Annotated in this window: 28 protein-coding genes; 10 read left to right on the top strand and 18 right to left on the bottom strand. The window is 51.9% G+C overall.

The window, feature by feature from the left end; genetic code table 11:
• Positions 1 to 10: 10 nt before the first annotated feature.
• From hypB to E5987_RS01875, 14 genes are all read right to left on the bottom strand, one after another.
• A complete protein-coding gene (hypB, locus tag E5987_RS01940; RefSeq protein ID WP_160334404.1) occupies positions 11 to 682 on the bottom strand; it encodes a hydrogenase nickel incorporation protein HypB in 672 nt (223 codons plus the stop codon).
• A 63-nt stretch (positions 683 to 745) separates the two neighbouring features.
• Positions 746 to 949, bottom strand: a complete 204-nt coding sequence (locus tag E5987_RS01935) for a hypothetical protein (protein ID WP_160334403.1) — start codon at positions 947 to 949, stop codon at positions 746 to 748.
• Between the two features lie 32 nt (positions 950 to 981).
• Entirely contained in the window at positions 982 to 1,332 is a 351-nt protein-coding gene (gene hypA / locus E5987_RS01930) for a hydrogenase maturation nickel metallochaperone HypA (RefSeq protein ID WP_160334402.1), read from the bottom strand.
• Entirely contained in the window at positions 1,325 to 2,434 is a 1,110-nt protein-coding gene (locus E5987_RS01925) for a hypothetical protein (protein ID WP_160334401.1), read from the bottom strand. The genes hypA and E5987_RS01925 overlap by 8 nt, the downstream gene beginning before the upstream one ends.
• Positions 2,431 to 3,021, bottom strand: a complete 591-nt coding sequence (hybE, locus tag E5987_RS01920) for a [NiFe]-hydrogenase assembly chaperone HybE (protein ID WP_160334400.1) — start codon at positions 3,019 to 3,021, stop codon at positions 2,431 to 2,433. The genes E5987_RS01925 and hybE overlap by 4 nt, the downstream gene beginning before the upstream one ends.
• A complete protein-coding gene (locus tag E5987_RS01915; RefSeq protein WP_237178684.1) occupies positions 2,984 to 3,241 on the bottom strand; it encodes a rubredoxin in 258 nt (85 codons plus the stop codon). Before E5987_RS01915 ends, hybE begins: the two co-directional genes overlap by 38 nt.
• The gene (locus E5987_RS01910; protein WP_160334399.1) at positions 3,238 to 4,146 is read right to left on the bottom strand and encodes a hydrogenase expression/formation protein; all 909 of its coding nucleotides are present in this window, start codon (positions 4,144 to 4,146) and stop codon (positions 3,238 to 3,240) included. Before E5987_RS01910 ends, E5987_RS01915 begins: the two co-directional genes overlap by 4 nt.
• 27 nt (positions 4,147 to 4,173) lie before the next feature.
• A complete protein-coding gene (locus tag E5987_RS01905) occupies positions 4,174 to 4,620 on the bottom strand; it encodes a thioredoxin domain-containing protein (protein ID WP_160334398.1) in 447 nt (148 codons plus the stop codon).
• The gene (locus tag E5987_RS01900) at positions 4,620 to 4,940 is read right to left on the bottom strand and encodes a HypC/HybG/HupF family hydrogenase formation chaperone (RefSeq protein WP_160334397.1); all 321 of its coding nucleotides are present in this window, start codon (positions 4,938 to 4,940) and stop codon (positions 4,620 to 4,622) included. Before E5987_RS01900 ends, E5987_RS01905 begins: the two co-directional genes overlap by 1 nt.
• Complete coding sequence (locus tag E5987_RS01895) at positions 4,940 to 5,581, bottom strand: HyaD/HybD family hydrogenase maturation endopeptidase (protein ID WP_160334396.1); 642 nt, start codon at positions 5,579 to 5,581, stop codon at positions 4,940 to 4,942. Before E5987_RS01895 ends, E5987_RS01900 begins: the two co-directional genes overlap by 1 nt.
• 229 nt (positions 5,582 to 5,810) lie before the next feature.
• The gene (locus tag E5987_RS01890; RefSeq protein WP_160334395.1) at positions 5,811 to 6,170 is read right to left on the bottom strand and encodes a HigA family addiction module antitoxin; all 360 of its coding nucleotides are present in this window, start codon (positions 6,168 to 6,170) and stop codon (positions 5,811 to 5,813) included.
• A gap of 18 nt (positions 6,171 to 6,188) precedes the next feature.
• Positions 6,189 to 6,935: a Ni/Fe-hydrogenase, b-type cytochrome subunit gene (gene cybH / locus E5987_RS01885; RefSeq protein ID WP_160334394.1), complete on the bottom strand. Its 747-nt coding sequence runs from the start codon at positions 6,933 to 6,935 to the stop codon at positions 6,189 to 6,191.
• Positions 6,936 to 6,947: 12 nt separating this feature from the next.
• Positions 6,948 to 8,720, bottom strand: a complete 1,773-nt coding sequence (locus tag E5987_RS01880) for a nickel-dependent hydrogenase large subunit (protein ID WP_160334393.1) — start codon at positions 8,718 to 8,720, stop codon at positions 6,948 to 6,950.
• The gene (locus E5987_RS01875) at positions 8,720 to 9,820 is read right to left on the bottom strand and encodes a hydrogenase small subunit (RefSeq protein ID WP_160334392.1); all 1,101 of its coding nucleotides are present in this window, start codon (positions 9,818 to 9,820) and stop codon (positions 8,720 to 8,722) included. The genes E5987_RS01880 and E5987_RS01875 overlap by 1 nt, the downstream gene beginning before the upstream one ends.
• A gap of 340 nt (positions 9,821 to 10,160) precedes the next feature.
• Between E5987_RS01875 and ccmA the strand changes: the two genes are divergently transcribed.
• From ccmA to E5987_RS01825, 10 genes are all read left to right on the top strand, one after another.
• Complete coding sequence (gene ccmA / locus E5987_RS01870; RefSeq protein WP_160334391.1) at positions 10,161 to 10,844, top strand: cytochrome c biogenesis heme-transporting ATPase CcmA; 684 nt, start codon at positions 10,161 to 10,163, stop codon at positions 10,842 to 10,844.
• A gap of 2 nt (positions 10,845 to 10,846) precedes the next feature.
• On the top strand, positions 10,847 to 11,515 hold the full coding sequence (gene ccmB, locus E5987_RS01865; protein WP_160334390.1) for a heme exporter protein CcmB: 669 nt from the start codon (positions 10,847 to 10,849) through the stop codon (positions 11,513 to 11,515).
• 19 nt (positions 11,516 to 11,534) lie between these two features.
• The gene (gene ccmC / locus E5987_RS01860; protein WP_160334389.1) at positions 11,535 to 12,272 is read left to right on the top strand and encodes a heme ABC transporter permease CcmC; all 738 of its coding nucleotides are present in this window, start codon (positions 11,535 to 11,537) and stop codon (positions 12,270 to 12,272) included.
• Positions 12,272 to 12,460, top strand: coding sequence for a heme exporter protein CcmD (gene ccmD / locus E5987_RS01855; protein ID WP_160334388.1), 189 nt, complete (start codon positions 12,272 to 12,274; stop codon positions 12,458 to 12,460). Before ccmC ends, ccmD begins: the two co-directional genes overlap by 1 nt.
• Entirely contained in the window at positions 12,457 to 12,915 is a 459-nt protein-coding gene (gene ccmE, locus E5987_RS01850; RefSeq protein WP_160334387.1) for a cytochrome c maturation protein CcmE, read from the top strand. The genes ccmD and ccmE overlap by 4 nt, the downstream gene beginning before the upstream one ends.
• A 3-nt stretch (positions 12,916 to 12,918) precedes the next feature.
• On the top strand, positions 12,919 to 14,868 hold the full coding sequence (locus tag E5987_RS01845; RefSeq protein WP_160334386.1) for a heme lyase CcmF/NrfE family subunit: 1,950 nt from the start codon (positions 12,919 to 12,921) through the stop codon (positions 14,866 to 14,868).
• Between the two features lie 15 nt (positions 14,869 to 14,883).
• The gene (locus E5987_RS01840) at positions 14,884 to 15,420 is read left to right on the top strand and encodes a DsbE family thiol:disulfide interchange protein (RefSeq protein ID WP_160334385.1); all 537 of its coding nucleotides are present in this window, start codon (positions 14,884 to 14,886) and stop codon (positions 15,418 to 15,420) included.
• Complete coding sequence (locus E5987_RS01835; protein ID WP_160334384.1) at positions 15,417 to 15,914, top strand: cytochrome c-type biogenesis protein; 498 nt, start codon at positions 15,417 to 15,419, stop codon at positions 15,912 to 15,914. The genes E5987_RS01840 and E5987_RS01835 overlap by 4 nt, the downstream gene beginning before the upstream one ends.
• Positions 15,914 to 17,296 (top strand): c-type cytochrome biogenesis protein CcmI, encoded by a 1,383-nt coding sequence (gene ccmI, locus E5987_RS01830; RefSeq protein WP_160334383.1) that lies wholly within the window; start codon positions 15,914 to 15,916, stop codon positions 17,294 to 17,296. The genes E5987_RS01835 and ccmI overlap by 1 nt, the downstream gene beginning before the upstream one ends.
• Positions 17,297 to 17,382: 86 nt before the next feature.
• Positions 17,383 to 17,886, top strand: a complete 504-nt coding sequence (locus E5987_RS01825) for a Tat pathway signal protein (protein ID WP_160334382.1) — start codon at positions 17,383 to 17,385, stop codon at positions 17,884 to 17,886.
• A gap of 46 nt (positions 17,887 to 17,932) precedes the next feature.
• On the opposite strand, the gene E5987_RS01820 is transcribed toward E5987_RS01825, so the two are convergent.
• From E5987_RS01820 to E5987_RS01805, 4 genes are read right to left on the bottom strand one after another with little or no spacing between them, the layout of a single operon-like run.
• Positions 17,933 to 18,460 (bottom strand): energy transducer TonB family protein, encoded by a 528-nt coding sequence (locus E5987_RS01820; protein WP_160334381.1) that lies wholly within the window; start codon positions 18,458 to 18,460, stop codon positions 17,933 to 17,935.
• Positions 18,457 to 18,870, bottom strand: a complete 414-nt coding sequence (locus E5987_RS01815; protein ID WP_160334380.1) for an ExbD/TolR family protein — start codon at positions 18,868 to 18,870, stop codon at positions 18,457 to 18,459. Before E5987_RS01815 ends, E5987_RS01820 begins: the two co-directional genes overlap by 4 nt.
• 19 nt (positions 18,871 to 18,889) lie before the next feature.
• Positions 18,890 to 19,486 (bottom strand): MotA/TolQ/ExbB proton channel family protein, encoded by a 597-nt coding sequence (locus tag E5987_RS01810; RefSeq protein WP_160334379.1) that lies wholly within the window; start codon positions 19,484 to 19,486, stop codon positions 18,890 to 18,892.
• Positions 19,477 to 21,180, bottom strand: a complete 1,704-nt coding sequence (locus E5987_RS01805) for a CobW family GTP-binding protein (protein ID WP_160334378.1) — start codon at positions 21,178 to 21,180, stop codon at positions 19,477 to 19,479. The genes E5987_RS01810 and E5987_RS01805 overlap by 10 nt, the downstream gene beginning before the upstream one ends.
• Positions 21,181 to 21,190 lie beyond the last annotated feature (10 nt).

The raw sequence follows: 21,190 nt of genomic DNA, 5'->3' as shown, positions 1-21,190 counted from the left end.
GATTCACCGATCAGGCTAAACGGCTGAAGCGGTTTTTAAGCCAGCCGATCCATTCGTTCATGCCGGTGCCTTTAGTGGCAGACACTTCGATAATCTCGATGTCGGGATTGACGCGCTTTGCATATTCCTTGCATTTTTCAACGTCAAAATCCAAATACGGCAGCAGATCGATTTTGTTCAGAAGCATCACTGAGCTTGCCGCGAACATGTCCGGATACTTGATGGGTTTGTCTTCACCTTCGGTAACGGAAAGGACGACAACTTTGCAGTCTTCTCCGAGATCGAATGCGGCGGGGCAGACGAGATTGCCGACATTCTCGATAAAGAGAATAGAGCGATCTTCCGGTTTGATCTTTTCGCAGGCTTCATCAATCATTTCCGCGTCAAGATGGCAGCCTTCGCCGGTGTTGATTTGAATCGCGCGGCATCCGGTCGCTCGAATGCGTTCGGCGTCGTTGAGTGTCTGCTGATCGCCTTCAATAACGGCGAGTTTAAAGTCTTTGGAAATACGCTCAATTGTTTTGCAAAGAAGCGTGGTTTTGCCGCTTCCGGGACTTGATACCAGATTCAGAGCAAGAATGTGTTTATTTAAAAACTTCTCGCGGTTCTGCTGGGCTTTTTTGTCGTTTGCGTTCAGTACGTCAATTTCGAGCTGGACGAGACGATCGTTAACTTTTTCCATTTGTTTGGCTTCAAGAGTACGGCACTTCGGTCGGCTGAGAAGCCGTCGAAGCGCCAAATAAAATTATTCGTGATGATGGTGGCCGGCGTCGCCGTGTTCGTGATGGCCGGCATCGTGGTGATGGCGGTGCTGGTCATTGTCGCGATGATGATGGCCGTCTTCATCATGAGGATGTTCATGAGTATGCTGGCAGGCGCCGTGATCATGAGTATGGTCTAAATCTTCAATCTTGGCGCTCTTTCCGCCGCATCCGCAGGTTACGCACATAATGGCTCTCCTTATTAAGTTAACTGCAAAAATTATTCATCGTCTCCAAGCTCAAGCTCGGACACTCTGAATTCCGTTCCGCCGTTGATCGACAGCTGATAGCTCCCGCATTCGGGACAAGCGTCTCCGCGTCGATGCAGAGGTACGGTCTTTTGGCACATCATGCACCAGGCCGTGCCCTGCGGGCGTTCTATTTCAATCTCGGCGCCTTCCATAGGCGTTTCTTGCGAGGCAATTTTGAGGCCCTGCATCAGAGCGTGCATCTCCACTCCGGCAAGCTCTCCGACAATCAGTTTGACTTTTGAGACCTTCCGGGTGTTGTTGGCCTCGGCTGTGTTTTCAACAATCTCGACAATGCTTTGCGCGAGCGACATCTCATGCATGGCACACCTCGACTTCAAAGGCGGTACACGGATCAAAGGAAAGGATGGTGAATTCGGCCGCCTCTTTAAGCGCGGCGGCGTCATCAAACTTCAGAGACATGAGCGCCTGTTTAAACCATTTGGAGCGCACGACGTTGATATCGGTCGGAGTGAGGATGCTATAGTCCTTAATCTTCGCATCCGCTCCGCGGCCTTCGAGCCTTACCGTATGCAGAAGGATTCCGCGTGAATTCTGAACCAGGGAGGCGGCTGCTCCGTTGCTCAGCCTGATCGCGCTGACTGTTTCAAATGGGATGCGTACCAAATCCGCGGCGCTCAGTACTTCCATAAATCGAGCGACAATGCGTGTGTAATTAGTGTTGCCGTCCTGAGCGAGCAGACCGGCCTCAGACGGTCTGTGGGACATGCGGGCAACCGGTCCGGTCAGCGCGTCAACTTCGATGTTCCATGGCTCCTTATCCCAGCATCCTTTTTCTTTCAGCGCCTGCAGAATAAAAGTCGGACTTTTGGTCAGAAGCGGAGCCGGGCACCAGCCTTTTGTACGCTGTGTTTTTGAGATTTTGGCAAAGAAACCGGATAGGCTCTCGGGTTTCGTTTCAATCGTTCCGTTGTAAAGATCCTGTTCCCAATCATTGGAAAAACCGTCAAGCAGCAGATAGGACACCTCGCTTCGAAGCGAAGCCCAGAGTTTCTCGCGCTCTCGAAGATTGTTGTAGGGCAGCTCTTTCAGCTCTTCACAAAGAGCGCGAACATTAATGAGCGACTGAGATTTTGTGCTCAGAAAGTCGCGGCCCGCGCAGCGCATCGCGAAAAAAAGAGTCCCTTCTCGGATGATTTCTAAATGATTGGCAAAGCGGCACTGGGCAATCAGCTCCTGATCCGGATCTTCGTCCGTCGCGGCCGCGCAGGCAAGCTTCGCTGCGGCAAGCTGAGAGTTGGGACAAAGCGCAAAAATAGTCTGGAAAATGTCAAAGGCTTCCTGAGGAGAACGGCCGCGAACCAAATCTTCGACTTTGATTTCTTTCGGCAGTTTGATCTCAACGTCCGTGACGCGATGGTCTCGAACTTTAAGGACAAACTTCATAGAGCCCAAAAAACTCATGATTCTTCCTCCTCTTTTTTTCGGGGGCTCAGAAAAGCCCTTCTAGAGATAGGTCTCTCAATTGCCGCGGAGACCGCTTTTTCAATCGCTTCCGGATCCGTTTCCTTTTCAAACGCCGGAATCGGCGTTCCGAGCTCCGGCTCACCCGCGGGCTTCATCAGCTCATCAAGCGAATACTTGGCGATTTCGACAGCCATTTCATGATCGGCGACAACTTCATCAAGCGGCGACATGAGTGAGCACATTTGGTATTCACCGAGAATGCGGTCGCGGACGCAGATAAAGTCATAGAGCCCCGCGGGAAACGGATAGTTCAGCCTTCTGCCCTCGGCAACGGACTTCCATTTTGAAGGCTGTCCTTTGCTGAGGATCAGGTTCATGCACCAGGGTGTGACAATGACTCCGAGCCAGAAATACTTCCAGCGCCGGAACCCGACCGCCTGGACTCGGACACGCGGATGAAGCATCGGCAGGCCCATCATGCGGGTCTTCCAAATGCGTTCAAATCCGCGTTCCAGCCTCAAAGCCGGATTAGGTTCCCACGGCTCCTCATTTTGCGGAGTAGCCGGAGTCTTTGTCTCGTTCATAATTCTTGGGTACCACTAAAAATAAATCTCTCTCGCAGCCGCATACTGGACAGTTCCAGTACTCGGGCAGCTGAGAAAACGGTGTTCCCGGCATGATGTTCTGATCAATATCGCCGATTTTCGGGTCGTAGACGTAATGACAGACTTTGCACTCAAGGCAGTCGTCGTCCTTGAGTTTGGAGTTGTCTCCGAGGAAAGTTCCGTCAAAAGTGTGCATCATGACTGAAGCTCCACAGCAGGAAGTTCCCAGCTCTGAGTGACCCATTCAATGAGCTCTTTGATTCGAGCGACGGAATCCTCCAAGTCTTCGCTTGCTGCCATTGCCTCTTCAGGAAGTCCTGAAACGACGAGTGTGTTCAGAATCATGAGGCGCGTCGGCGCGTTGTTCAGATACTGAACACGCCAGAGATGACGAACATCGGTAGAAGAGATTCTGCAGTTGCCGAATCCTCTGGAAATGATGTAGACGGCGCCTTCTCCGACCGCTTTGTCAATGACCTGATGGTCTTCAGCCGACATGGGAAGATGACTGAGGTTGACGGTAAAGGCAGGCGAGCCCGGTGCCCAATCCTTGAGCGCGGTCTTTAGTTCCGCCAAAATCGCAGGACTGTTCATCGCTTCCGGACCGGGTTCGACGGGAAGCAGTCCGGGTCTGCTTGTGGCGTAAGCGGCTTCTGCGACACAGGATGGAATCGCGCTCACTTCAACCTGATCGGCAATCGGTCTTCCTTCGCGGAAATAACGCACGCGCCAAACACCTACGTAGACGGACTCCTGAATGCGGATTTCGTCGAACGTGTCATTGGGGATTGTGATGCGGATCGAGACTTCGCCTTCGCCAAGCATCTGATTGATAAGACCGATCGTCTGGGTATCGAACTGATTCAGTGCGAAAGCAGGGCCGGCGTCTCCGCTGTCCGTGTTCCACAGACGCATTTCGTCATACAGATCGATAAAGAACTGACGGCATTTAATCGCGGTTTCCTTATCGGCAATTTCCGGAGTCAGCGGAGCGCTGAAGGTGTCAACTGTGTCGGGCACGCCGATTGTGTTCGCGACAGAGCGATCGGGCTGAGAGCCCGGGCCGACCAAATTGATAGGAATGGATATTGGACTGATGGACATAGTTCTGTACGGTTTAAAGCAAAATGGTTAAATAGAACGAACGGGAATGCCGATGGAAGGCGGATAAGAGGGTTCGCTGTGAATGATTTCATCGGTTTCTTTCACCAGATCGGCCCAAAGGCGCAGACCGTCAACCGCGCCGAGGTATTTACCGTCGCGGAAAAAGACCATCGCGGGCCAGCGCTTGAAACCGTATTTCACGGCGATGCGGCGTGCATTGGGAGGTCCGACGATCGCCCGATGCTCAATCAGCGCGCAGGATTTGGCAAGTTCGGGTCCGATGACCAGCGCGTCCATCGTTTCTTTCATGCGGTTGGGGTCTTCGACAAAGACGACCATGGAAAGACCGGGCTTCTCTAAAAAGTTCGGCAGCGTTTCCGCGTCGCAGGCTTCGAATCCGTGTTCATTGATCATCCGCAGATAAAGCGGGTGGCTGTATAAATCGATTTTTGGGGAAACGGCAAAGAGTTCCATTATTTTTTCCCTTCCAGTTGTTTCTGCAGGTGCGGAGGAAGTTTTCCGGTATTTGCGACAATGTCGGCAAATGCGTCATTGACATCTGGAGTTCCTCCGTTCATCGCGGCCTCCACCGCGTCAAGCGCTTTGTCAACCTGTACCGCTCTTTCGGGCGTGATTTTTTTTACGGCCATGCCGTTCCAGGCAAGGACCCAGTCGCCCGCTTCGACATTGCCGAGCAGCATGACGTCAAGATTTTCCGTCTGACCTCGTCCGACGCAGACGGCTCTTCCTTCAGAGGGAAGAGATTTCACTTGCATAGGAATTCCGACGCACATTATTCGCTCCGTTTTACATTCAGATGCGCAAAACGAATATCGCCTTCACGGCAGGCTTCCTCCGGAGTCGGTCTGCCTTCTTCATAATTTTTAATATTGAGACACTCGGCGTCCATCAGAGCGGGGACGGTTTCGTTTTCACTGCGCTCGCGTACACCGACGTCCCATTCGCGAAGAATGTGATAGCCGTCTGCGACCGCCTGAGGGATGACATCTTTGGCTTTCTGAGATAGGGATCCGCCGTAGTCGTCAAGCAGAACCGGCTGGAATCCGACGACGGCGATTTCTTTAGGTTCGCATCCGCGAAGCATGGCCGCGGCGAGCAGATCATTCATTCCGTCCTGATGCGGAGAAATTTTGGTCGAGGTCCAGATGCGGATGTCGTCATTGCGCAGTACGGTCAGTTCGCCCGGCGCACCGTGGAAGTCGCAGCAGTCAAAAACCAGAAGATTTTCTGTGCGGCAGATTCGATCGAACAAATACATGCCGAGCGTACCGCCGTCCGCAACAAGATTATTGACATCGGTCAGCGCATATTTACTGTTGAACTGTTCAACCGCTCTGACGCCGAAACCCTCGTCGGCCCAGAGAATATTGCCGATGCCAAGAACTAAACAAGGGATGTCTTTTACTGTGTTCATGTAATCCTCTTTAATCTGCCACCGATCTAGTTACTTTTCAGGATAAATCAGACAGAACGTAGTGTAAACCCTTGTATCGAGGAATTTAAAAATGTAACTAAATTGAGCTGTGTTTTTACGGATTAATCCGAAAAGCTTTATGGGAGGGCAATTAAAAAAGAAGCGTTAAGGAAATGCGTCAAAAGGAAGATTTTAGGCAGTCGGAAACAAGATAAAATGCCGAAATCCATTAATGCGCCGATTCTTTGTTCTCTTTGATTTGCAAGGATTCTTCCGCTTCTTTTTCAAGCGCGACATGAAGGTCCCAGCGCATCTGCAGCATCAGCCAGAATTCAGGCTCCGTTTTAAAGAAACAGGCAAGCCGGATGGCGGTATCTGTTGTAATGGAGCGCTTGCCTACAATGAGCTCATTAATTCGTCGTCTGGAGACGCCGAGGGCGAGGGCAAGCTGAGACTGTGTGATATTGAGCGGTTCTAAAAAACGTGACTCAAGAAAGGCTCCGGGGTGCGGAGCACTTCTTGAGGAACGCGAAAAACGACCGCGGAGCGGAATGGAATTTTCCTTCACACGGTCGTTTTTGTTTGTCATAACACTATCGCTGTAAGGTTAGGCTTTCTTCTGAGCCGGGGCAACATTGTTGCCGGGCTGCGGAATCGGCTCCTTAAAGAAGCGAATGCCGTTAATCATCGTTGAGACCTGAGTACCGCCGCCCATGATGTCTTCACGGAAGCTCATGTAAAGGTGAGCGCAGAGGAAGATCAAGAGGTAGTACATCAGCAGATGGTGTGTGGTACGAACGACCTGAGGGCCGCCCATCCAGGCAGTAACCCATCCGAACCAGCTCATCCAGCCGGTGTCCCATCCCCACTGTTCGGCATAAAGACCGAAACCGGTGATGATGATGGCGATAGAACCAAGCACATACATTAAGCACATTGCTGTCTGAGCAAGCGGGTTGTGGCCCACGTACTCTTTCGGGTGCTTATTGAGGAACAGATAATAGAAAGCCGTTCCGAAGATGCCCTTGATCCACTGCATGTCCCAGAAGGGCAGCAGGAAGATCATGCGGGAATACTTGTTGCCGACAAATGCCCAGTAAATACGGTAGAGCATCAGTACGGAGAAAAGCATACCGAAGACAAAGTGCAGGAGGAGTATGTGCCCGAAGAAGTAAGTATTCCATGTCTCGGCATAGTTCGGAATAGGCGGCCAGCCGATTAGGAATCCGGTGACTACGAGCATGAAAAAGGCGAGACACTGGGCCCAATGCCAGAAGCGTACAGGAGCTTCATACACATATACGGGCTCGATCGGGCCTTCTTCGATTTCGTAAGACCATTTCGAGATTTTCATAAAACCTCCCAATTAACGGACTTGAACTGTACAGAGTTCTTCGCCGTCTTTAGACATAACGTGTGTGGCGCAGGCCAGGCACGGGTCAAAACTGTGGATCGTACGGAGGATTTCCAGCGGCTGGTCAGGAATACCAACCGGTGTGCCGAGCAGAGCGGCTTCATAAGCGCCGAGCTGGCCCTTCGGATCACGCGGGCTGGCGTTCCAAGTGGAGGGAACAACCGCCTGCCAGTTTTCGATAACGCCGTCTTTAATGACGCACCAGTGGCCAAGCGCACCGCGGGGAGCTTCGGCCGGGCCGACGCCTTTAAGGGCGCCCTGAGGCCATGTGCTCGGTTCCCACTTGCTCATATCGGCAGCGACTTCATCACCCGCTTTAATGTTGGCTTCGAGGTCGTTGATGAATTCGAGCATCATGTCGGCAGCCATTCTGCATTCCAGGCCTCTGGCAAGCGTACGGCCGAGGGTGGAGAAGAGGGCTTCGACAGGAACGCCGGCTTGCTTGAGCGCCTGATCAACCAAGTCTTTCTGACGCGGCATGCCCTTCGCATAAGCGACGACCATACGTGCAAGAGGACCGGTTTCCATCGCGTGACCGTTCCAGCGCGGAGCTTTAATCCAGGAGTAGCGGCCTTCAGCACCGAGCCACTTGATGTCGGTCTTGGTGCCTTCGTAGTCAACACCGGCTTTGCCGAGATCAAAGTTCGGATCGGTGATACCGTCCCACGGATGCAGACCGGCGTCAGGCTGCGGATATTTGTACCAGGCGTGATCAACGAATTCCTTGATCTGTTCCGGATCCTTAAGGTCAACCGGATGGATTTCGTTGAGCTTGCCGTCGATGATGGCGCCGTTCGGCATGAGCAGGCTCTTTTCAGAGAGGTCATTGGCATACAGCGGGAAATCGCCGTAGCAAAGCAGATTCTGATTGGAGAGTCCGCCGCCGATCTTGAACCAATCTCTGTAGTAGTGGGCCATAGCCATCAAATCAGGGTAATAGACTTCATTGATGAATTTGATGGTGGACTTAGCCACATCGCGCATGAAGTTCATCCAGACCTGGTTGATCATGATGCCCTGGGCGCCGGTGTCGTTCATATTAATCGGGCAGGGAACACCGCCGACCAGATAGTTCGGATGCGGGTTCTTGCCGCCGAGGATCGCGTGAACTTTAACGATCTCGCGCTGGAAGTCCAAGCTTTCGAGATAGTGGGTTACGCCGAGCAGGTTCACTTCCGGAGGAAGCTTGTATGCGGGGTTGCCCCAGTAAGCGTTAGCGAAGATACCAAGCTGGCCGCTGGCAACGAATTTCTTCAGACGGTCCTGAACTTCTTTGAAGTAAGCCGGAGAAGAAAGTGCGTGGCTGGAGATGGACTGCTGCAGTTCGCTGGTCTTTTTCGGGTCGGCGCTCAAAGCGTTGACAACGTCGATCCAGTCAAGGCCGTGAAGCTGATAGAAGTGTGTCAGATGGTCCTGAGCGTAAAGGGTCGCATTCATCAGGTTGCGGATGATGTTTGCGTTCTTAGGAATCTTGATTCCGAGAGCGTCTTCAACCGCACGAACCGCAGAAAGGGCGTGAACGCCGGTACAGACACCGCAGACACGTTCCACAAAAGCCCATGCATCGCGCGGATCGCGTCCTTTAAGAATAACTTCGAGGCCGCGCCACATTGTGCCGGTAGACATTGCGTCGACAATGACATTGTTTTCATCGAGGACGGCTTGCATACGTAAGTGACCTTCGATTCGGGTGATCGGGTCAACAACAACTTTCTTGTTTGCCATTATTCATTTACTCCCATGTCCTTGTTGACTTCTTTTGATTTGGCACGAGCAACCGCACTGGCAGCGGCGTGAACTGCGACGGCAGCGCCGACGACGCCCAAAGCGGCCAAGCCGACTCTGTCAGCTGTGGCTTGGATACCCAGACCCCAGCTCGGCGGAAGGATAGTCGGTTCGTGAGCATAGAAACTGCCCTTATCCCAGAAGTTGTCTTCGGAACAGGCGATGCAGGGATGGCCGGATTCAACAGGCCAAGAGAGCATATCGTTCCAGCGGATTGAAGAGCAGGAGTTGTATGTGATCGGGCCCTTGCATCCGACTTTGTAGAGGCAGTAGCCGAGTTTGGCGCCCATATCGTCGAATTTTTCAACGAACTGGCCGGCGTCAAAGTGCGCGCGGCGATAGCATTTATCGTGGTTGCGCTGGCCGTAGAACATCTTCGGACGAAGCTGAGCATCCACCGGAGGCAGACGGTCATAGGTGAGCATGTAAGTGATCACGCCCGTCATGACTTCAGGAATCGGGGGACAGCCCGGAACACGGATGATCGGTTTGTCTTTGATCACGTCAGTGATCGGGACAGACTTAGTCGGATTCGGTTTGGCCGTGTTGATGCAGCCCCAGGAAGAGCAGGAGCCCCAAGCGATAATGGCTTTAGCGCCTTTAGCGACATGGAGGAGTTTTTCGAGGAAGGGTTTGCCGCCGGGCAGACAGAACATGCCGTCTTCGCCAAGGCAGGGAGAACCTTCAACAGCAAGGATGTAGTTGCCGTAGAACTTTTTCATCACATCTTCAAGGGCCTGATGGTCCTGTTCACCGGCGGCAGCCATCAGGGTGTCGTCGTAAGCAAGAGAAATCATCGAAAGGATGACGTCTTTTGTCAGCGGATGGTAAGAACGGATGAAGGATTCGGTACAGCAAGTGCATTCGAGGCCATGAAGCCAGATCACAGGTGTTCTGGGTTTAGTTTCCATCGCATGAGCGATGTCCGCTGCGCCGTTGGCTCCGAGCCCGAGGGAAGCGGCTGTCAGAGAGCAGAATTTAAGGAAACTGCGTCTCGAGACTCCTTGCCGCCGCATCAATTGATAATTAGTTTCTGTCATAGAAGCATCTTCTCTTTAGTTGCAGGGGCTGCCTTAAGCAGGCAGGGTTTAGATACACACGTATAAAAACTGTTTACCATTCTAAGCGTTTAACCTTATATTTGATAGTTGGCATTTAAAAGCAAAATTATTTTTTAATCATATAGTTATATAAAAAGCCTGGAATTAAATGTAACGCATTCCGTTACATAAAGTTAGAAGATAGACCGTTTTGGGAATAGGTATGAAGCGTGGTCTTCTGAGCTCCAATGGATCGATCTTTTAGCTCTAGTACTCATAAGGTTGGTTTAATCGCGGATTCATAAAATTTAGCCTAACCCGTATTCAACTCATTTCATTCATGCCCAAGGACACTTCCAATTTGGAGCTCAGAGGTATTCGCTGCATCCGAGGGGAACGGCTTTTATTTTCTAAGCTTAGTTTCCGCTGCTCTGCAGGGACTCTGGTCAGGATCGCCGGTCCGAACGGAACCGGAAAGACGACGCTTCTGCGTCTGCTTGTCGGACTTATGCAGCCTCAGGAGGGCGAAATTCTTTGGAATGGGAAGGCGATTCTGAAACTTAAGGAAGAGTTCTGGCAGAACCTGATTTATATCGGTCATTTGAACGGCGTCAAGGACGAGCTGACCGCTCGTGAAAATCTCCTGGTGAACTGCGAGATCGGAGAGCATCCCATTACGGCGGAGCAGGCTGATGAGGCGCTGGAGAAAGTCGGGCTTGCCGGTTTTGAAAACAATTTAACTCGGCATCTTTCACAGGGACAGAGAAGAAGGGTTGCGCTTGCGCGTCTTTATGTCAGCCGGCATGCGCCGTTTTGGGTTTTGGATGAACCCTTTACCGCTCTGGATGTGAAGGCCGTGGACAATCTAGCCAATCTGATTGCTCAGCATGTCAACGAAGGCGGCATTGTCGCTTTCACGACGCATCAAGAAGTGCCGATCGCGGCAAACCGATCCGAGCGGATCGATCTTACAGGCGGACGCTGGCTGAACGCCTCCATAGGCAAAGGCCGTAAAGAGGTTTGATCATGCTGAGGTTATTTATCGCCATTGTCCGACGCGACCTGAAACTTGCACTTCGACTTAAGTCGGACGTACTGAACACGATTTTCTTTTTCATTGTTGTGGTCACGCTGGTGCCGCTTGGCATCGGTCCGGATCAGCAGCTGCTTCGCATGATCGCGCCCGGCGTTGTTTGGGTCGCCGCTCTTTTGGCTGCGCTTCTGTCTCTTCCGCGCCTCTTTAATAATGACTATGCGGACGGAACGCTCGAGCAGATGCTGCTTTCGGGAGAACCCCTGACCATTATTGTGATTGCCAAAGTTTTCGCACACTGGCTGACGACCGGTATCCCGCTGACTGTCATTTCCGGTCTGTTGGCACTGATGTTTGACTTGGAAACGGACGTGGCTTTGGTACTTATGAGCGCGCTTTTCATCGGAACTCCGGTTCTGAGTTTGGTCGGAAGTGTGGGCGCGGCGCTTACGCTGGGCCTGAGAGGCGGCAGTGTTCTGACATCTCTTCTGGTTCTGCCGCTTTATGTTCCGGTTCTTATTTTCGGCGCGGGTGCCGCTGAAGCAGTCTCGGTCGGAATTTCCGCGACCGCTTATTTCCTTATCGTCGGCGCGCTGACGCTGTTTTCGCTTGTGGTCATGCCGATTGCGACTGCGGCAGCCCTGAGGATCGCATCAGATTGATAATTTAGAGTGTATTGAGATGACTAAACCCTTATCACTTTTCACAACCGAGCGCATGTACGCGTTTGCCGGAAAAATGGTGAAACCGTGTTTTATTTTGGCGCTGATGGTGATTCTGGCCGCGCTGACCGTCGGCTTCATTATTGCGCCGGTGGATGCCACACAAGGCAACTCGTACCGAATTCTTTACATTCATGTTGCGTGCGCCTGGATGGCGATGCTGCTTTATGTCGTCATGGCGGTGTACTGCGCGCTGGGTCTGATTACCCAGAACCGTCTTTGGCCGATGATTGCTGCGGCTTTAGCGCCGACCGGCTGCCTGATGGCATTCCTTTCGCTCTGGACAGGTTCTCTTTGGGGCCGTCCCACATGGGGCGCCTACTGGGTTTGGGACGCGCGTCTCACAAGCGCTCTGATCCTCTTCTTTTTCTATCTCGGCTACATTGCTCTGCAGAACGCAATTCCCGATTGGCGCCGTGCCGATAAGGCCTGCGCGGTCATCGGCGTCGTCGGCGTGATCAACGTACCGATCGTTTATTTTTCCGTTCAGTGGTGGAACACGCTGCATCAGGGCGCGTCGATCACCTCTTCAGGCTCCTCGATTCATCCCATGATGCTTACCGCACTTTTGCTGATGGTCGCAGGATTCTGGCTTTATACATTCGCTGTTACCTTTGCCCGTCTTCGCTCGATTATTTTGGAGCGGGATAAAAACCAGCCATGGGCTCAGGAACTCGCAATTAAAGGAGAACTCTGATGGGACAGTGGGAAAGCATTTCAGCCTTTATCTCCATGGGAGGTTACGGACAGTATGTCTGGGGTAGCTACGGCATGGTTTTATTTTGTTTTATCTGTGAAATTGTCGGTTTAGTCAGGCGCCGCCAGAAAGCAGCCAGAGAGCTGCTGATGGAAGCCAGAGCGCATCAGTCGGAGGAAGATCTATGAACTCGAGCCAGAAGAAACGTCTGAGTTTGGTCGCGGGAGGCGTCGTTATCTGCGGCGCTGCTGTCGCATTGGTTATGAACGCGTTTGAGGAAAACCTTGTGTTCTTCTTCTCGCCGTCGCAGGTTGCGGCGCATGAGGCGCCCGAGGGCAGAGCTTTTCGTATCGGCGGCTTTGTTCAGGAGGGCTCGGTGGTTCGACAGCAGGACGGCGTGACCGTACGTTTTGAAGTGACCGACACCGCGCACAGCGTTCCTGTGACCTACAAAGGCAGCCTGCCGGATCTGTTTAAGGAAGGAAAAGGCGTGGTTGCGCAGGGCAAGCTGATGAATGGTACTTTTGTTGCCGATCAGGTGCTTGCCAAGCATGACGAGAACTATATGCCTCCGGAAGCTGAAAAAGCCGTGAAAGAGGCGCATGAGAAAGCTCATGCCAAGAATGCAAAAAAGGAGCTCTAATAAATGATTCCGGAGTTAGGACACTTTTCCCTGATTTTGGCGCTGATCGCCGCGATGATTCAGGGAATTCTGCCGCTTGCCGGCACAGCGTTCGGCGTTAGAAGCTGGATTAATGTTGCGCGCCCGGCGGTTTTTGCCAACGCTTTATTCTGTCTGATCGCTTTCCTGTGCCTTGGCTGGAGTTTTTATGTGAGCGACTTTTCCGTGATGAACGTCGCAAACAATTCCAACAGCATGCTGCCGTGGTTCTATCGGCTGTCGGCGACATGGGGCTCTCACGAAGGTTCAATCCTTTTATGGACGCTTCTTCTTGCGCTTTGGGGCTTGGCGATCGCGCTCTTCTCGCGTCGTCTCCCTGACGAAGTCATGGCTCGCGTCATCGGCGTTATGGGTCTCATATCTGTTGGTCTGACACTCTTTATGCTTTTGACGAGTGATCCGTTTATTCGTCTTTTCCCGGCCGCCCATGAAGGCCGCGACCTGAATCCTCTGCTGCAGGACCCGGGTATGGTATTCCATCCGCCGCTGCTTTATATGGGTTATGTCGGTATGGTTGTTCCTTTTGCCTTCGCGGTCGCAGCGCTTTTAGGCGGCAGACTTGACGCGGCTTGGGCAAGATGGACGCGTCCCTGGACAAGCGTCGCCTGGATTTTCCTGACGCTCGGCATCGCCCTGGGTTCCTGGTGGGCTTACTACGAGCTCGGCTGGGGCGGATGGTGGTTCTGGGATCCGGTTGAAAACGCTTCTTTCATGCCTTGGCTGACGGCGACGGCTCTGCTTCACTCTTTAGCGGTTACCGAAAAGCGCGGAAGTTTCAAAATTTGGACAGTGCTGCTTGCGCTGATCACATTCTCGCTTTCGCTGCTTGGAACTTTCCTGGTTCGTTCCGGTGTGCTGACATCCGTGCACGCTTTCGCAACCGATCCGCAGCGCGGTCTCTTTATTCTTGCACTGCTTGTTCTTGTCATTGGCGGATCTCTTCTTCTTTTCGCTTGGAGAGCGCCGAAGGTCGGCACCGGCGGTTCCTTTGAACTCTTTTCACGCGAAGCGATGCTGCTCGTGAACAACGTGCTTCTGGTTGTTGCGATGGCCGCTGTTCTTCTCGGCACGCTTTATCCGTTATTCATCGACGCGCTGAACGCAGGCAAGATTTCTGTCGGACCTCCGTACTTTGATTCCGTTTTCGGACCGATCATGATCCCCGTCATTTTGCTGATGGGTGTTGGACCGCTGGTACGCTGGAAAGACGCCAATGTGACAGATCTGGTCAAACGCGTGGCATGGTGCTTTATCGCAGCATTGGTCTGCGGCGCGGCGATTCCTCTTGCTCTGGGCTGGCACACCTGGACATTTATCGGTCTCTCACTCGCTTTCTGGGTTCTCTTCACCTTTATTGAAAGCCTGAGAGAGGGTATTCGCAATTTCAAAGGAAACTTCTTCGGCAAACTGTTTAAGCTTTCCCGCGCCTGGTGGGGCATGTCGATCGCTCATTTAGGCGTCGGCGTCTTCATTGTCGGTGCCGCAATGGTCATGACCTACGCGCTGGAGCGTGATGTTACGATGACACCGGGGCACGATGTTTCTGTTGGCGAATACGTCTTCAAATTTAATGACGTCAAGACCGGCATTCGCGGACCTAACTTCCTCGCTGACGAAGGACAGTTTACGGTTTACAAGAACGACAAAGAAGTTGCGCAGCTGAGTCCTCAGAAACGCAAATATTTCTCGAGCGAAATGCCGATGACTGAAGCGGCAATCTCCTCAAGCATTACCGGTGATCTTTACGTTTCCATGGGCGCACAAACCGCCGAAGGCGCTTGGGTTGTTCGTGTGTATGACAAACCTTTCGTCACATGGATTTGGTGGGGCTGTCTGATTATGTCGCTCGGCGCGCTGATCGCAATCTTGGACAGACGTTACCGCGCACGTTCGCGACGCGCCAAACAGGCATAAAGGCAGGATTGAATTATGAAAATGAAATACATTATTCCGCTGGTTATTTTTCTGGCGCTTGCCGGCTTCCTTATGGTCGGTCTTCAGCATGATCCGAGAGAAGTTCCCTCTCCGCTGATCGGCAAACCCGCACCTGAATTTTCTCTGCCGAGATTGGACGATCCTTCTAAGAAGGTCACCAAGCAGGACATGCTGGGCAAGGTTTGGCTTATGAACGTTTGGTCCTCCTGGTGCGGATCCTGCCGTCAGGAACATCCCATCATGGTCAAAATCGGAAAAGACGGACAGAAGATCGTGCCGATCATTGGTCTGGATTACAAAGACAAAGATGCTGACGGTTTGAGATTCCTTCGTCAGGGCGGAGATCCCTATGACTTTTCTATTAAGGATCCGACCGGCGAAGTCGGCATTGAGTTCGGCGTGTACGGCGTGCCTGAGACTTTCGTGATCGATAAGAAAGGCGTGATTCGCTACAAACAGATCGGTCCGATCACTCAGCAAGCCTGGGATAAGACCATTCATCCTCTCATCAAGGAGCTTAAAGCAGAATGATTAGAAAGTTTTTACTTGCCCTGATGCTGGTCGTGAGCGCAGCTTCCTGCGTCTTTGCCCAGCAGAGCACGCCCGCTCCTGATGTCAAACCGACAATTTTGGATCCGGTCGCCAATAAGCGTGTTGCGGAAATCTCCTCGCAGCTGCGCTGTCTGGTCTGTCAGAACCAGTCTATTGCGGACAGCAACGCTGAACTGGCTATGGATTTAAAGAAACAAGTCGTCAAACAAATTGCTGAAGGCAAAAGCAATCAGCAGATTATTGACTTCATGGTTGATCGATACGGAGATTTCGTTCTTTACAACCCGCCCTTTAAGCTCAGCACTCTGCTTCTGTGGGTCGGACCGGCGCTTTTCTTTGTTCTGGCGCTTGCCGCATTATTCTGGACTTTGGCAAAGCGCAAAAAACAGAAAGCAGTTCCGCTGACTGAAGAGCAGCGCAAGCGGGCAGAGGCCTTGCTTAAAGGTCAAATCAATCAAAAAGGAGACCATTAATGCTGACCTTTATTCTTTCTGCGGCCGGTATGACTCTGGTCCTTCTTTTGATTATTGCGATTCCGCTGATTGTGAACAACAAGCGGAACAAGGATGCCGATGAGCTGCCGCAGGTTAATCTGTCCATCTATCGCGATCAGTTCAAAGAGCTTGAAGATGAGAGAGCGCGCGGCGCGATTTCTCAGCATGAATTTGATGAGAGCCGCTCCGAGCTTGAGCGTCGTGTTTTGGAAGAGTCGGTTCCGGAACAGCTCGCTGAGAGTGGAAATTCCAAGATCGGCACATATACGGCGATTGGACTCTTCCTTTTGATTCCGCTTTTTGCCGCAAGTCTCTGGGCGGCTACGCAGCATATCGGCGATTTCCGTCTTGACGGAGGCCGCAACGAAGGAGTCGCGGACTACACCACCGGTCAGATGATTCGTCAGCCCGGTGAAATGCATGACATGAATTCTGCGCTTGAGAAACTGAAGGCGCATCTCAGAGAAAATCCCGGTGATCTCAACGGCTGGATGATGCTCGGCCGCAGCATGCTCACGATGAAGAACTACGGAGAGGCTGCCAGTGCGTTTGAGCGCGCCAATCAGATCGCTCCCGGAAACCCTGTCGTGATGACTGACCTTGCAGACGCGATCGCTATGGTTCAGGGTCAGGATCTGAGCGGCCGTCCCTGGGAGCTGATCAACGCGGTCCTTAAGAAGGATCCGACCAATTGGAAAGCTCTGATGATGGCCGGTTCCGATTACTTCAACCACGGCGACTACAGAAAAGCCGTAATGTATTGGGAGTTCCTGCTGAACAACATGCCGTCCAATGATGGACGTCGCGACGGTGTGATCGCAAGCATTCAGGAAGCGCGCCATCTGGGCAATATTGTCGGACCGGTTAAAAACACACTGGGTCTCGGCGCAGCTTCTGAAGACATGGAAAACCACATTCCTCTGATGAGCCAGATGACCAAGAGCGGAGCGGCACCGCTGAGTCAGAGCCCGGTTCCCGAAAAGCAGGATGCGGCTAAACCGACACATCACATTTCCGGCGTGGTTGAAATTTCTGAAGCGCTGCATGAAAAGATGGGCGATCTGGACACCCTGTACGTGACAGCCCGTCCCGCAAGCGGCGGCAGAATGCCGATCGCTCAGCTGAAGATCAAAGTTCTGAGCTTCCCGGTTCACTTCACGCTGGACAATACAATGGTCCCGCCGATGGACATGGGCGGCGGTACGCTCGATCAGCATGAAACTGTTATGGTGACCGCACGTTTAGGCAAAGCGAATCAGACAATGCCTGCGAACGGAAACTTTGAAGGCAGCAGCGGTCAGCCGATCAAAGTCGGCGATGAGGACGTCAAGATCACACTCGACTCCATCTTAGCCCGTTAATAAAAACAGGCAATTAAAGAACCGGGACAGCTTTACTAAAAGCTCTCCCGGTTTTAATATTCTTATTTTTTGCAAAGAGAAGAAAAATGCTCAGGAGAAAATTAATCCAAGCCATCGGAGCAGCCGCTGTCGCTGCTTCTTTGTATATGCCCGCCGCATTTGCCGCTCAGCTGACCACTCCTTCTTTCACGGTTGAGCTCAGCGGCGATTGGGCAAGTCAGAAGCTTCCCGCCAATATGGCTCAGCCCGGTGTCGAAACTTATCTGCTCGCAAGTAAAAAAGCCGGCGTCGGAATTCTCTTCAATATCATGAAATCCGACATGAAGCCTAAAGAAGCGATTCAGGTAATGGCAGACAATTTGAAAAAACAAGGAATGAGATTCACGATGAATCCGATCCAGCTTCCTGGTCAGGATGCCTACCAAATGGCTTACACCACCCGCAATGCTCGTATGAAGAGCACAGCCTATGTCGCAGGAAACGGAAAGCGTCTATCCAATATCACGATCATGGGACCGAAGCAGTCCGAAGCGCTTGAGGTTTTAAAGACATTGACGCCGAAAGAACAAGGCGTATTCCCGAAGTTCTAATTCGGAACTCTATAAAGAGGCAGGGTGCACAGGCGCTCTGCCTTTATTACTTAAGCTTGTACTGATAACGCACTTCCTGATAAATATTCATGGGTTCTACGCCCGTGGAGTGCGGTCTTTTGACGAGTCCGCTGCAGGCCTTGACCGCGTAGAGCGCGGCCTCGTCAAGTTTAGATGAGCCGGAACTCTTATAGAGCGAGGTATGTGTAAATACGCCGTTGGCGTCGACCTGAATTTTGTAGAGTGCGATACCGATAAGCCTTGCCGAATCCGGCATGAGAAATCGTCTCGCATGTATGCAGAGTGAAACGTCCTCTAGGTACTGTAGGTAAATCTCACGCTTCTTATCTGCAATTTTCTTTTCCGTCAGATTGTTTTCGGAGAGTGATTCCATTCCGATGGATTCGCCGCTTGGGGAAGCAGCGGCTGTAGAGGTTTCCAGTTTGACAATGACGTTCAGCGGCACATCTTCGGTCTCATATTTGGGAGAAGGAAAAAATATGAGGCCGAAACAATGTACGGCGATCGCGCAGGCGATACCGATCTTCAGAGTGTCGCTTGCCGTTTCATTCATTTTTCTGCCCTCGGAGCTGTGGCAACATGCAGTTTTTCTCCGCCGTGCTGACGCACTGTGTCCACAAGATAAATCATCTCGCCCGCAGGCGCTTTTGGATCAGCCATCAGAACGATCTGACCGGGTCTGGCTTTGAACTGCATAATAATTGAGGCGAGCCGTTCATCAAGTTCTTCTTTTTTCGTGGGAACGCCGTCACAGAGAAATGTTCCGTCCCGGTTGAGTCTGATTTCAACGACGCGTCCGGAAAGCGCTTTGGAAGTGCGGGCTGCCGGTAAATCAAAGTCAATAGAATGGACCGCGAAGCTAGCCGCGAGAATAAAGAAAATTAATAGAATGAAGACAACATCGATCAAAGAGGTGAGATCTGTTGTACCGTCCTGGTCCGCTTGCGGTTTAACTCGAAGCATAGAGTCCTCCTTGTCGTCTTCAGTCCTGTGATTCCTTAAGAAGGATCGCTGTGTTGGAGAGTCGATTGAAGAAATCCAAGCGTTCAGCTTCGATCGATAAGAAGACTCGGTAGCAGAGAATTGCGAGAATAGCGATGATGAGGCCTGTCGCGGTCGTGATGAGCGCCTGCCAAATTCCGTCAGCGAGCAGTTCCATGTCGATGCCGCTTCTTGACTGAGCGACCACTGCGAAAGTCTGGATCATGCCGATGATCGTGCCAAGCAGACCGAGAAGCGGAGAGACGCGTCCTAATGTGGCAAGAAGGGCGCAGCGCCTTTCTAAAAACGCGGCTATATCGGTGACGGCTTCCGTTAGGTATCCTTCGTAAAGAGCGGCTTTCTTTTCGCTTTGGAGCGCGTTTGCGTAGGATTTAAGCCAATCGGTTTCGCGGAGGATTTCAGCGGCCTGAGCGTTGTTTCCAGAGCGAACCGCTTCGGAGATTTTTTCGCGCTGAGTCTTATCCGGCATCGGATTCCAGATCAGTGTCAGAGAGCGGTCAATAATGAGCGCGAGCACAATAACAGAGATGAGAAGCAGCGGGATCATGACCCAGCCGCCGGCATAGATCAGAGACATTTTTGTTTCCTTATCGCGGTAGAACCGGCCTGAGGCTTAAGTCCTTTTCCAATAATAGTAAGCCAGCGGTCACATGCGAGTAAATCTTCTCGAGCTTCGCTTACCGTCAGCATCCCGTCCGTATACTGAACCTCGCAGCATCCTTTTTCGCGGACGTCAACAATTCCTTTGGCTCGGAAAATCTTTCGTCCGGACTGCCGAATGATGGTTTCTATTTGATCTAATTCCACGGGTTCGCCGAGCATGACGGAACAAGTTTCATAGACGCTCGCGCCTGGTTTCATCGCAAAGCCCGCGTTGCTGAGAAGCATGGTGTCTTCGCCGGGATTATGTTTTCTCGAAGTAAAGAGACCGTATTTTTTGTCAATCCAGAGATTGAAGAAATGATCGAGCGCGGCGAAGTTGGCGTTTCCGTTGGCGGAAATCACGGTGAGCGCTTTTTTATTCATTGCCCGAAGGCTGTGAACAAGGCCTTCAAGACTATCGTCACAAACCAAATCCGCTTTGCTGATTACGAGCACGTCGGCTCGTTCGATCTGGGCTTTTCTCAGTTTATCGCCGAGGTATTCCGGATGAGAAATCAGGTTTGGAGCGTCCGCGACGGAGACGACGAGACCAATCTTGCAAATGTCGGAGAGTTCTTCAAGTGAGTGCACCACGTTATCAGGATTAGCAAGTCCTGTGGTTTCAAGAATCATTTGATCTGCGGGTGTGCTTTCGATTAAGCGTAGGATGCCGGGACGAAGACTGTCCGACAGAGAGCAGCAGACGCAGCCGTCATTGAGTGCTTCTACACAGGTTTCGTCTCCGATCAGCGCGGTGTCCAGATCGATGTCGCCGAATTCATTTTGAATCACGCCGGTAAAGCGTTCACGGGTATGCAGAAAATTCAGCCAGTTCTGAAGAAATGTGGTTTTGCCGGAACCGAGAAATCCGCAAAGGATATGGATTAAAGGCTGTTCGGCTAAATCAATCTCATCGGGCCGATAGGACAGAGGAGGAGCTTTTAGAGAAATGAAGTCTGAGCCGGTATCCTCTTCTTCGTCTTCAAAGACGGAAAGCCCGAATTCGGCTTCGATGAAATAATTATTTCTATCCGGTGCCGCTCGGCTCTTTAAGACATGCAGCCGGCCTTCTGTCTTGAAGACTTCTGCAAAAGAATGGTACAGAGCGGCAAAAAGCGCTGACAGCATGCGTGCGGGACGCATGGGTCGTTCGGTAAAGCGCGGGTTGCGTTTTGCGGTCCGCATGGAAAGATTAAACCCTTCTTTGTCACGCCTGAAAATCAGGCTGAGTGTTCCGACTCGGAAATCTTCGAATTCTTCGACATATTTGGAAAGTTCCCGAATCTTTGGAATATGGGCGTCGTTTTCGTAAAGCGCTTTCATATCTTCGGTCAGATATGAAAGGGTAGTGTCTTCAACAGGGAAGGCGTATAAGGAGCATGTGGATGCGATCGCCTCATCGTCATACTCTTCTCCGTCGAAGACAATACCGTAGACAAGATCGCTGTTTGCCAGCCTCATGGTCCAGGAAAACTTCCCGGCGTTTGAAGGTAAAAAACCTCGCCATCCCAGACTTCTTGCAACTCTGCGTTCAAGGTGAATCTGCATGAAGAGGTTGTGAAGAAGCGTCGAACCTTCGTTTTGCGACGCAGGGGAAAGATCTCTTGGAATTAAGCAGTCTAACAGCATATTATTTTCT

Source organism: Parasutterella muris (assembly GCF_009767915.1).
Lineage (GTDB): Bacteria > Pseudomonadota > Gammaproteobacteria > Burkholderiales > Burkholderiaceae_F > Parasutterella > Parasutterella muris.
Note: the sequence above shows the minus strand (reverse complement) of the source record. Positions and strands in the feature narration are given on the sequence as shown.

What these genes read in the sequence shown, in the direction of transcription:
- hypB (WP_160334404.1), bottom strand. Translation starts at nt 682, where the DNA reads ATGGAAAAAGTTAACGATCGTCTCGTCCAGCTCGAAATTGACGTACTG.
- ccmB (WP_160334390.1), top strand. Translation starts at nt 10,847, where the DNA reads ATGCTGAGGTTATTTATCGCCATTGTCCGACGCGACCTGAAACTTGCA.
- ccmE (WP_160334387.1), top strand. Translation starts at nt 12,457, where the DNA reads ATGAACTCGAGCCAGAAGAAACGTCTGAGTTTGGTCGCGGGAGGCGTC.
- hybE (WP_160334400.1), bottom strand. Translation starts at nt 3,021, where the DNA reads ATGAACGAGACAAAGACTCCGGCTACTCCGCAAAATGAGGAGCCGTGG.
- ccmD (WP_160334388.1), top strand. Translation starts at nt 12,272, where the DNA reads ATGGGACAGTGGGAAAGCATTTCAGCCTTTATCTCCATGGGAGGTTAC.
- E5987_RS01895 (WP_160334396.1), bottom strand. Translation starts at nt 5,581, where the DNA reads ATGAACACAGTAAAAGACATCCCTTGTTTAGTTCTTGGCATCGGCAAT.
- ccmC (WP_160334389.1), top strand. Translation starts at nt 11,535, where the DNA reads ATGACTAAACCCTTATCACTTTTCACAACCGAGCGCATGTACGCGTTT.
- E5987_RS01905 (WP_160334398.1), bottom strand. Translation starts at nt 4,620, where the DNA reads ATGGAACTCTTTGCCGTTTCCCCAAAAATCGATTTATACAGCCACCCG.
- E5987_RS01935 (WP_160334403.1), bottom strand. Translation starts at nt 949, where the DNA reads ATGTGCGTAACCTGCGGATGCGGCGGAAAGAGCGCCAAGATTGAAGAT.
- ccmA (WP_160334391.1), top strand. Translation starts at nt 10,161, where the DNA reads ATGCCCAAGGACACTTCCAATTTGGAGCTCAGAGGTATTCGCTGCATC.
- E5987_RS01880 (WP_160334393.1), bottom strand. Translation starts at nt 8,720, where the DNA reads ATGGCAAACAAGAAAGTTGTTGTTGACCCGATCACCCGAATCGAAGGT.
- E5987_RS01890 (WP_160334395.1), bottom strand. Translation starts at nt 6,170, where the DNA reads ATGACAAACAAAAACGACCGTGTGAAGGAAAATTCCATTCCGCTCCGC.
- E5987_RS01810 (WP_160334379.1), bottom strand. Translation starts at nt 19,486, where the DNA reads ATGTCTCTGATCTATGCCGGCGGCTGGGTCATGATCCCGCTGCTTCTC.
- E5987_RS01845 (WP_160334386.1), top strand. Translation starts at nt 12,919, where the DNA reads ATGATTCCGGAGTTAGGACACTTTTCCCTGATTTTGGCGCTGATCGCC.
- E5987_RS01875 (WP_160334392.1), bottom strand. Translation starts at nt 9,820, where the DNA reads ATGACAGAAACTAATTATCAATTGATGCGGCGGCAAGGAGTCTCGAGA.
- E5987_RS01925 (WP_160334401.1), bottom strand. Translation starts at nt 2,434, where the DNA reads ATGAGTTTTTTGGGCTCTATGAAGTTTGTCCTTAAAGTTCGAGACCAT.
- hypA (WP_160334402.1), bottom strand. Translation starts at nt 1,332, where the DNA reads ATGCATGAGATGTCGCTCGCGCAAAGCATTGTCGAGATTGTTGAAAAC.
- E5987_RS01805 (WP_160334378.1), bottom strand. Translation starts at nt 21,180, where the DNA reads ATGCTGTTAGACTGCTTAATTCCAAGAGATCTTTCCCCTGCGTCGCAA.
- E5987_RS01915 (WP_237178684.1), bottom strand. Translation starts at nt 3,241, where the DNA reads ATGATGCACACTTTTGACGGAACTTTCCTCGGAGACAACTCCAAACTC.
- E5987_RS01840 (WP_160334385.1), top strand. Translation starts at nt 14,884, where the DNA reads ATGAAAATGAAATACATTATTCCGCTGGTTATTTTTCTGGCGCTTGCC.
- E5987_RS01825 (WP_160334382.1), top strand. Translation starts at nt 17,383, where the DNA reads ATGCTCAGGAGAAAATTAATCCAAGCCATCGGAGCAGCCGCTGTCGCT.
- ccmI (WP_160334383.1), top strand. Translation starts at nt 15,914, where the DNA reads ATGCTGACCTTTATTCTTTCTGCGGCCGGTATGACTCTGGTCCTTCTT.
- E5987_RS01900 (WP_160334397.1), bottom strand. Translation starts at nt 4,940, where the DNA reads ATGTGCGTCGGAATTCCTATGCAAGTGAAATCTCTTCCCTCTGAAGGA.
- E5987_RS01815 (WP_160334380.1), bottom strand. Translation starts at nt 18,870, where the DNA reads ATGCTTCGAGTTAAACCGCAAGCGGACCAGGACGGTACAACAGATCTC.
- E5987_RS01820 (WP_160334381.1), bottom strand. Translation starts at nt 18,460, where the DNA reads ATGAATGAAACGGCAAGCGACACTCTGAAGATCGGTATCGCCTGCGCG.
- cybH (WP_160334394.1), bottom strand. Translation starts at nt 6,935, where the DNA reads ATGAAAATCTCGAAATGGTCTTACGAAATCGAAGAAGGCCCGATCGAG.
- E5987_RS01910 (WP_160334399.1), bottom strand. Translation starts at nt 4,146, where the DNA reads ATGTCCATCAGTCCAATATCCATTCCTATCAATTTGGTCGGCCCGGGC.
- E5987_RS01835 (WP_160334384.1), top strand. Translation starts at nt 15,417, where the DNA reads ATGATTAGAAAGTTTTTACTTGCCCTGATGCTGGTCGTGAGCGCAGCT.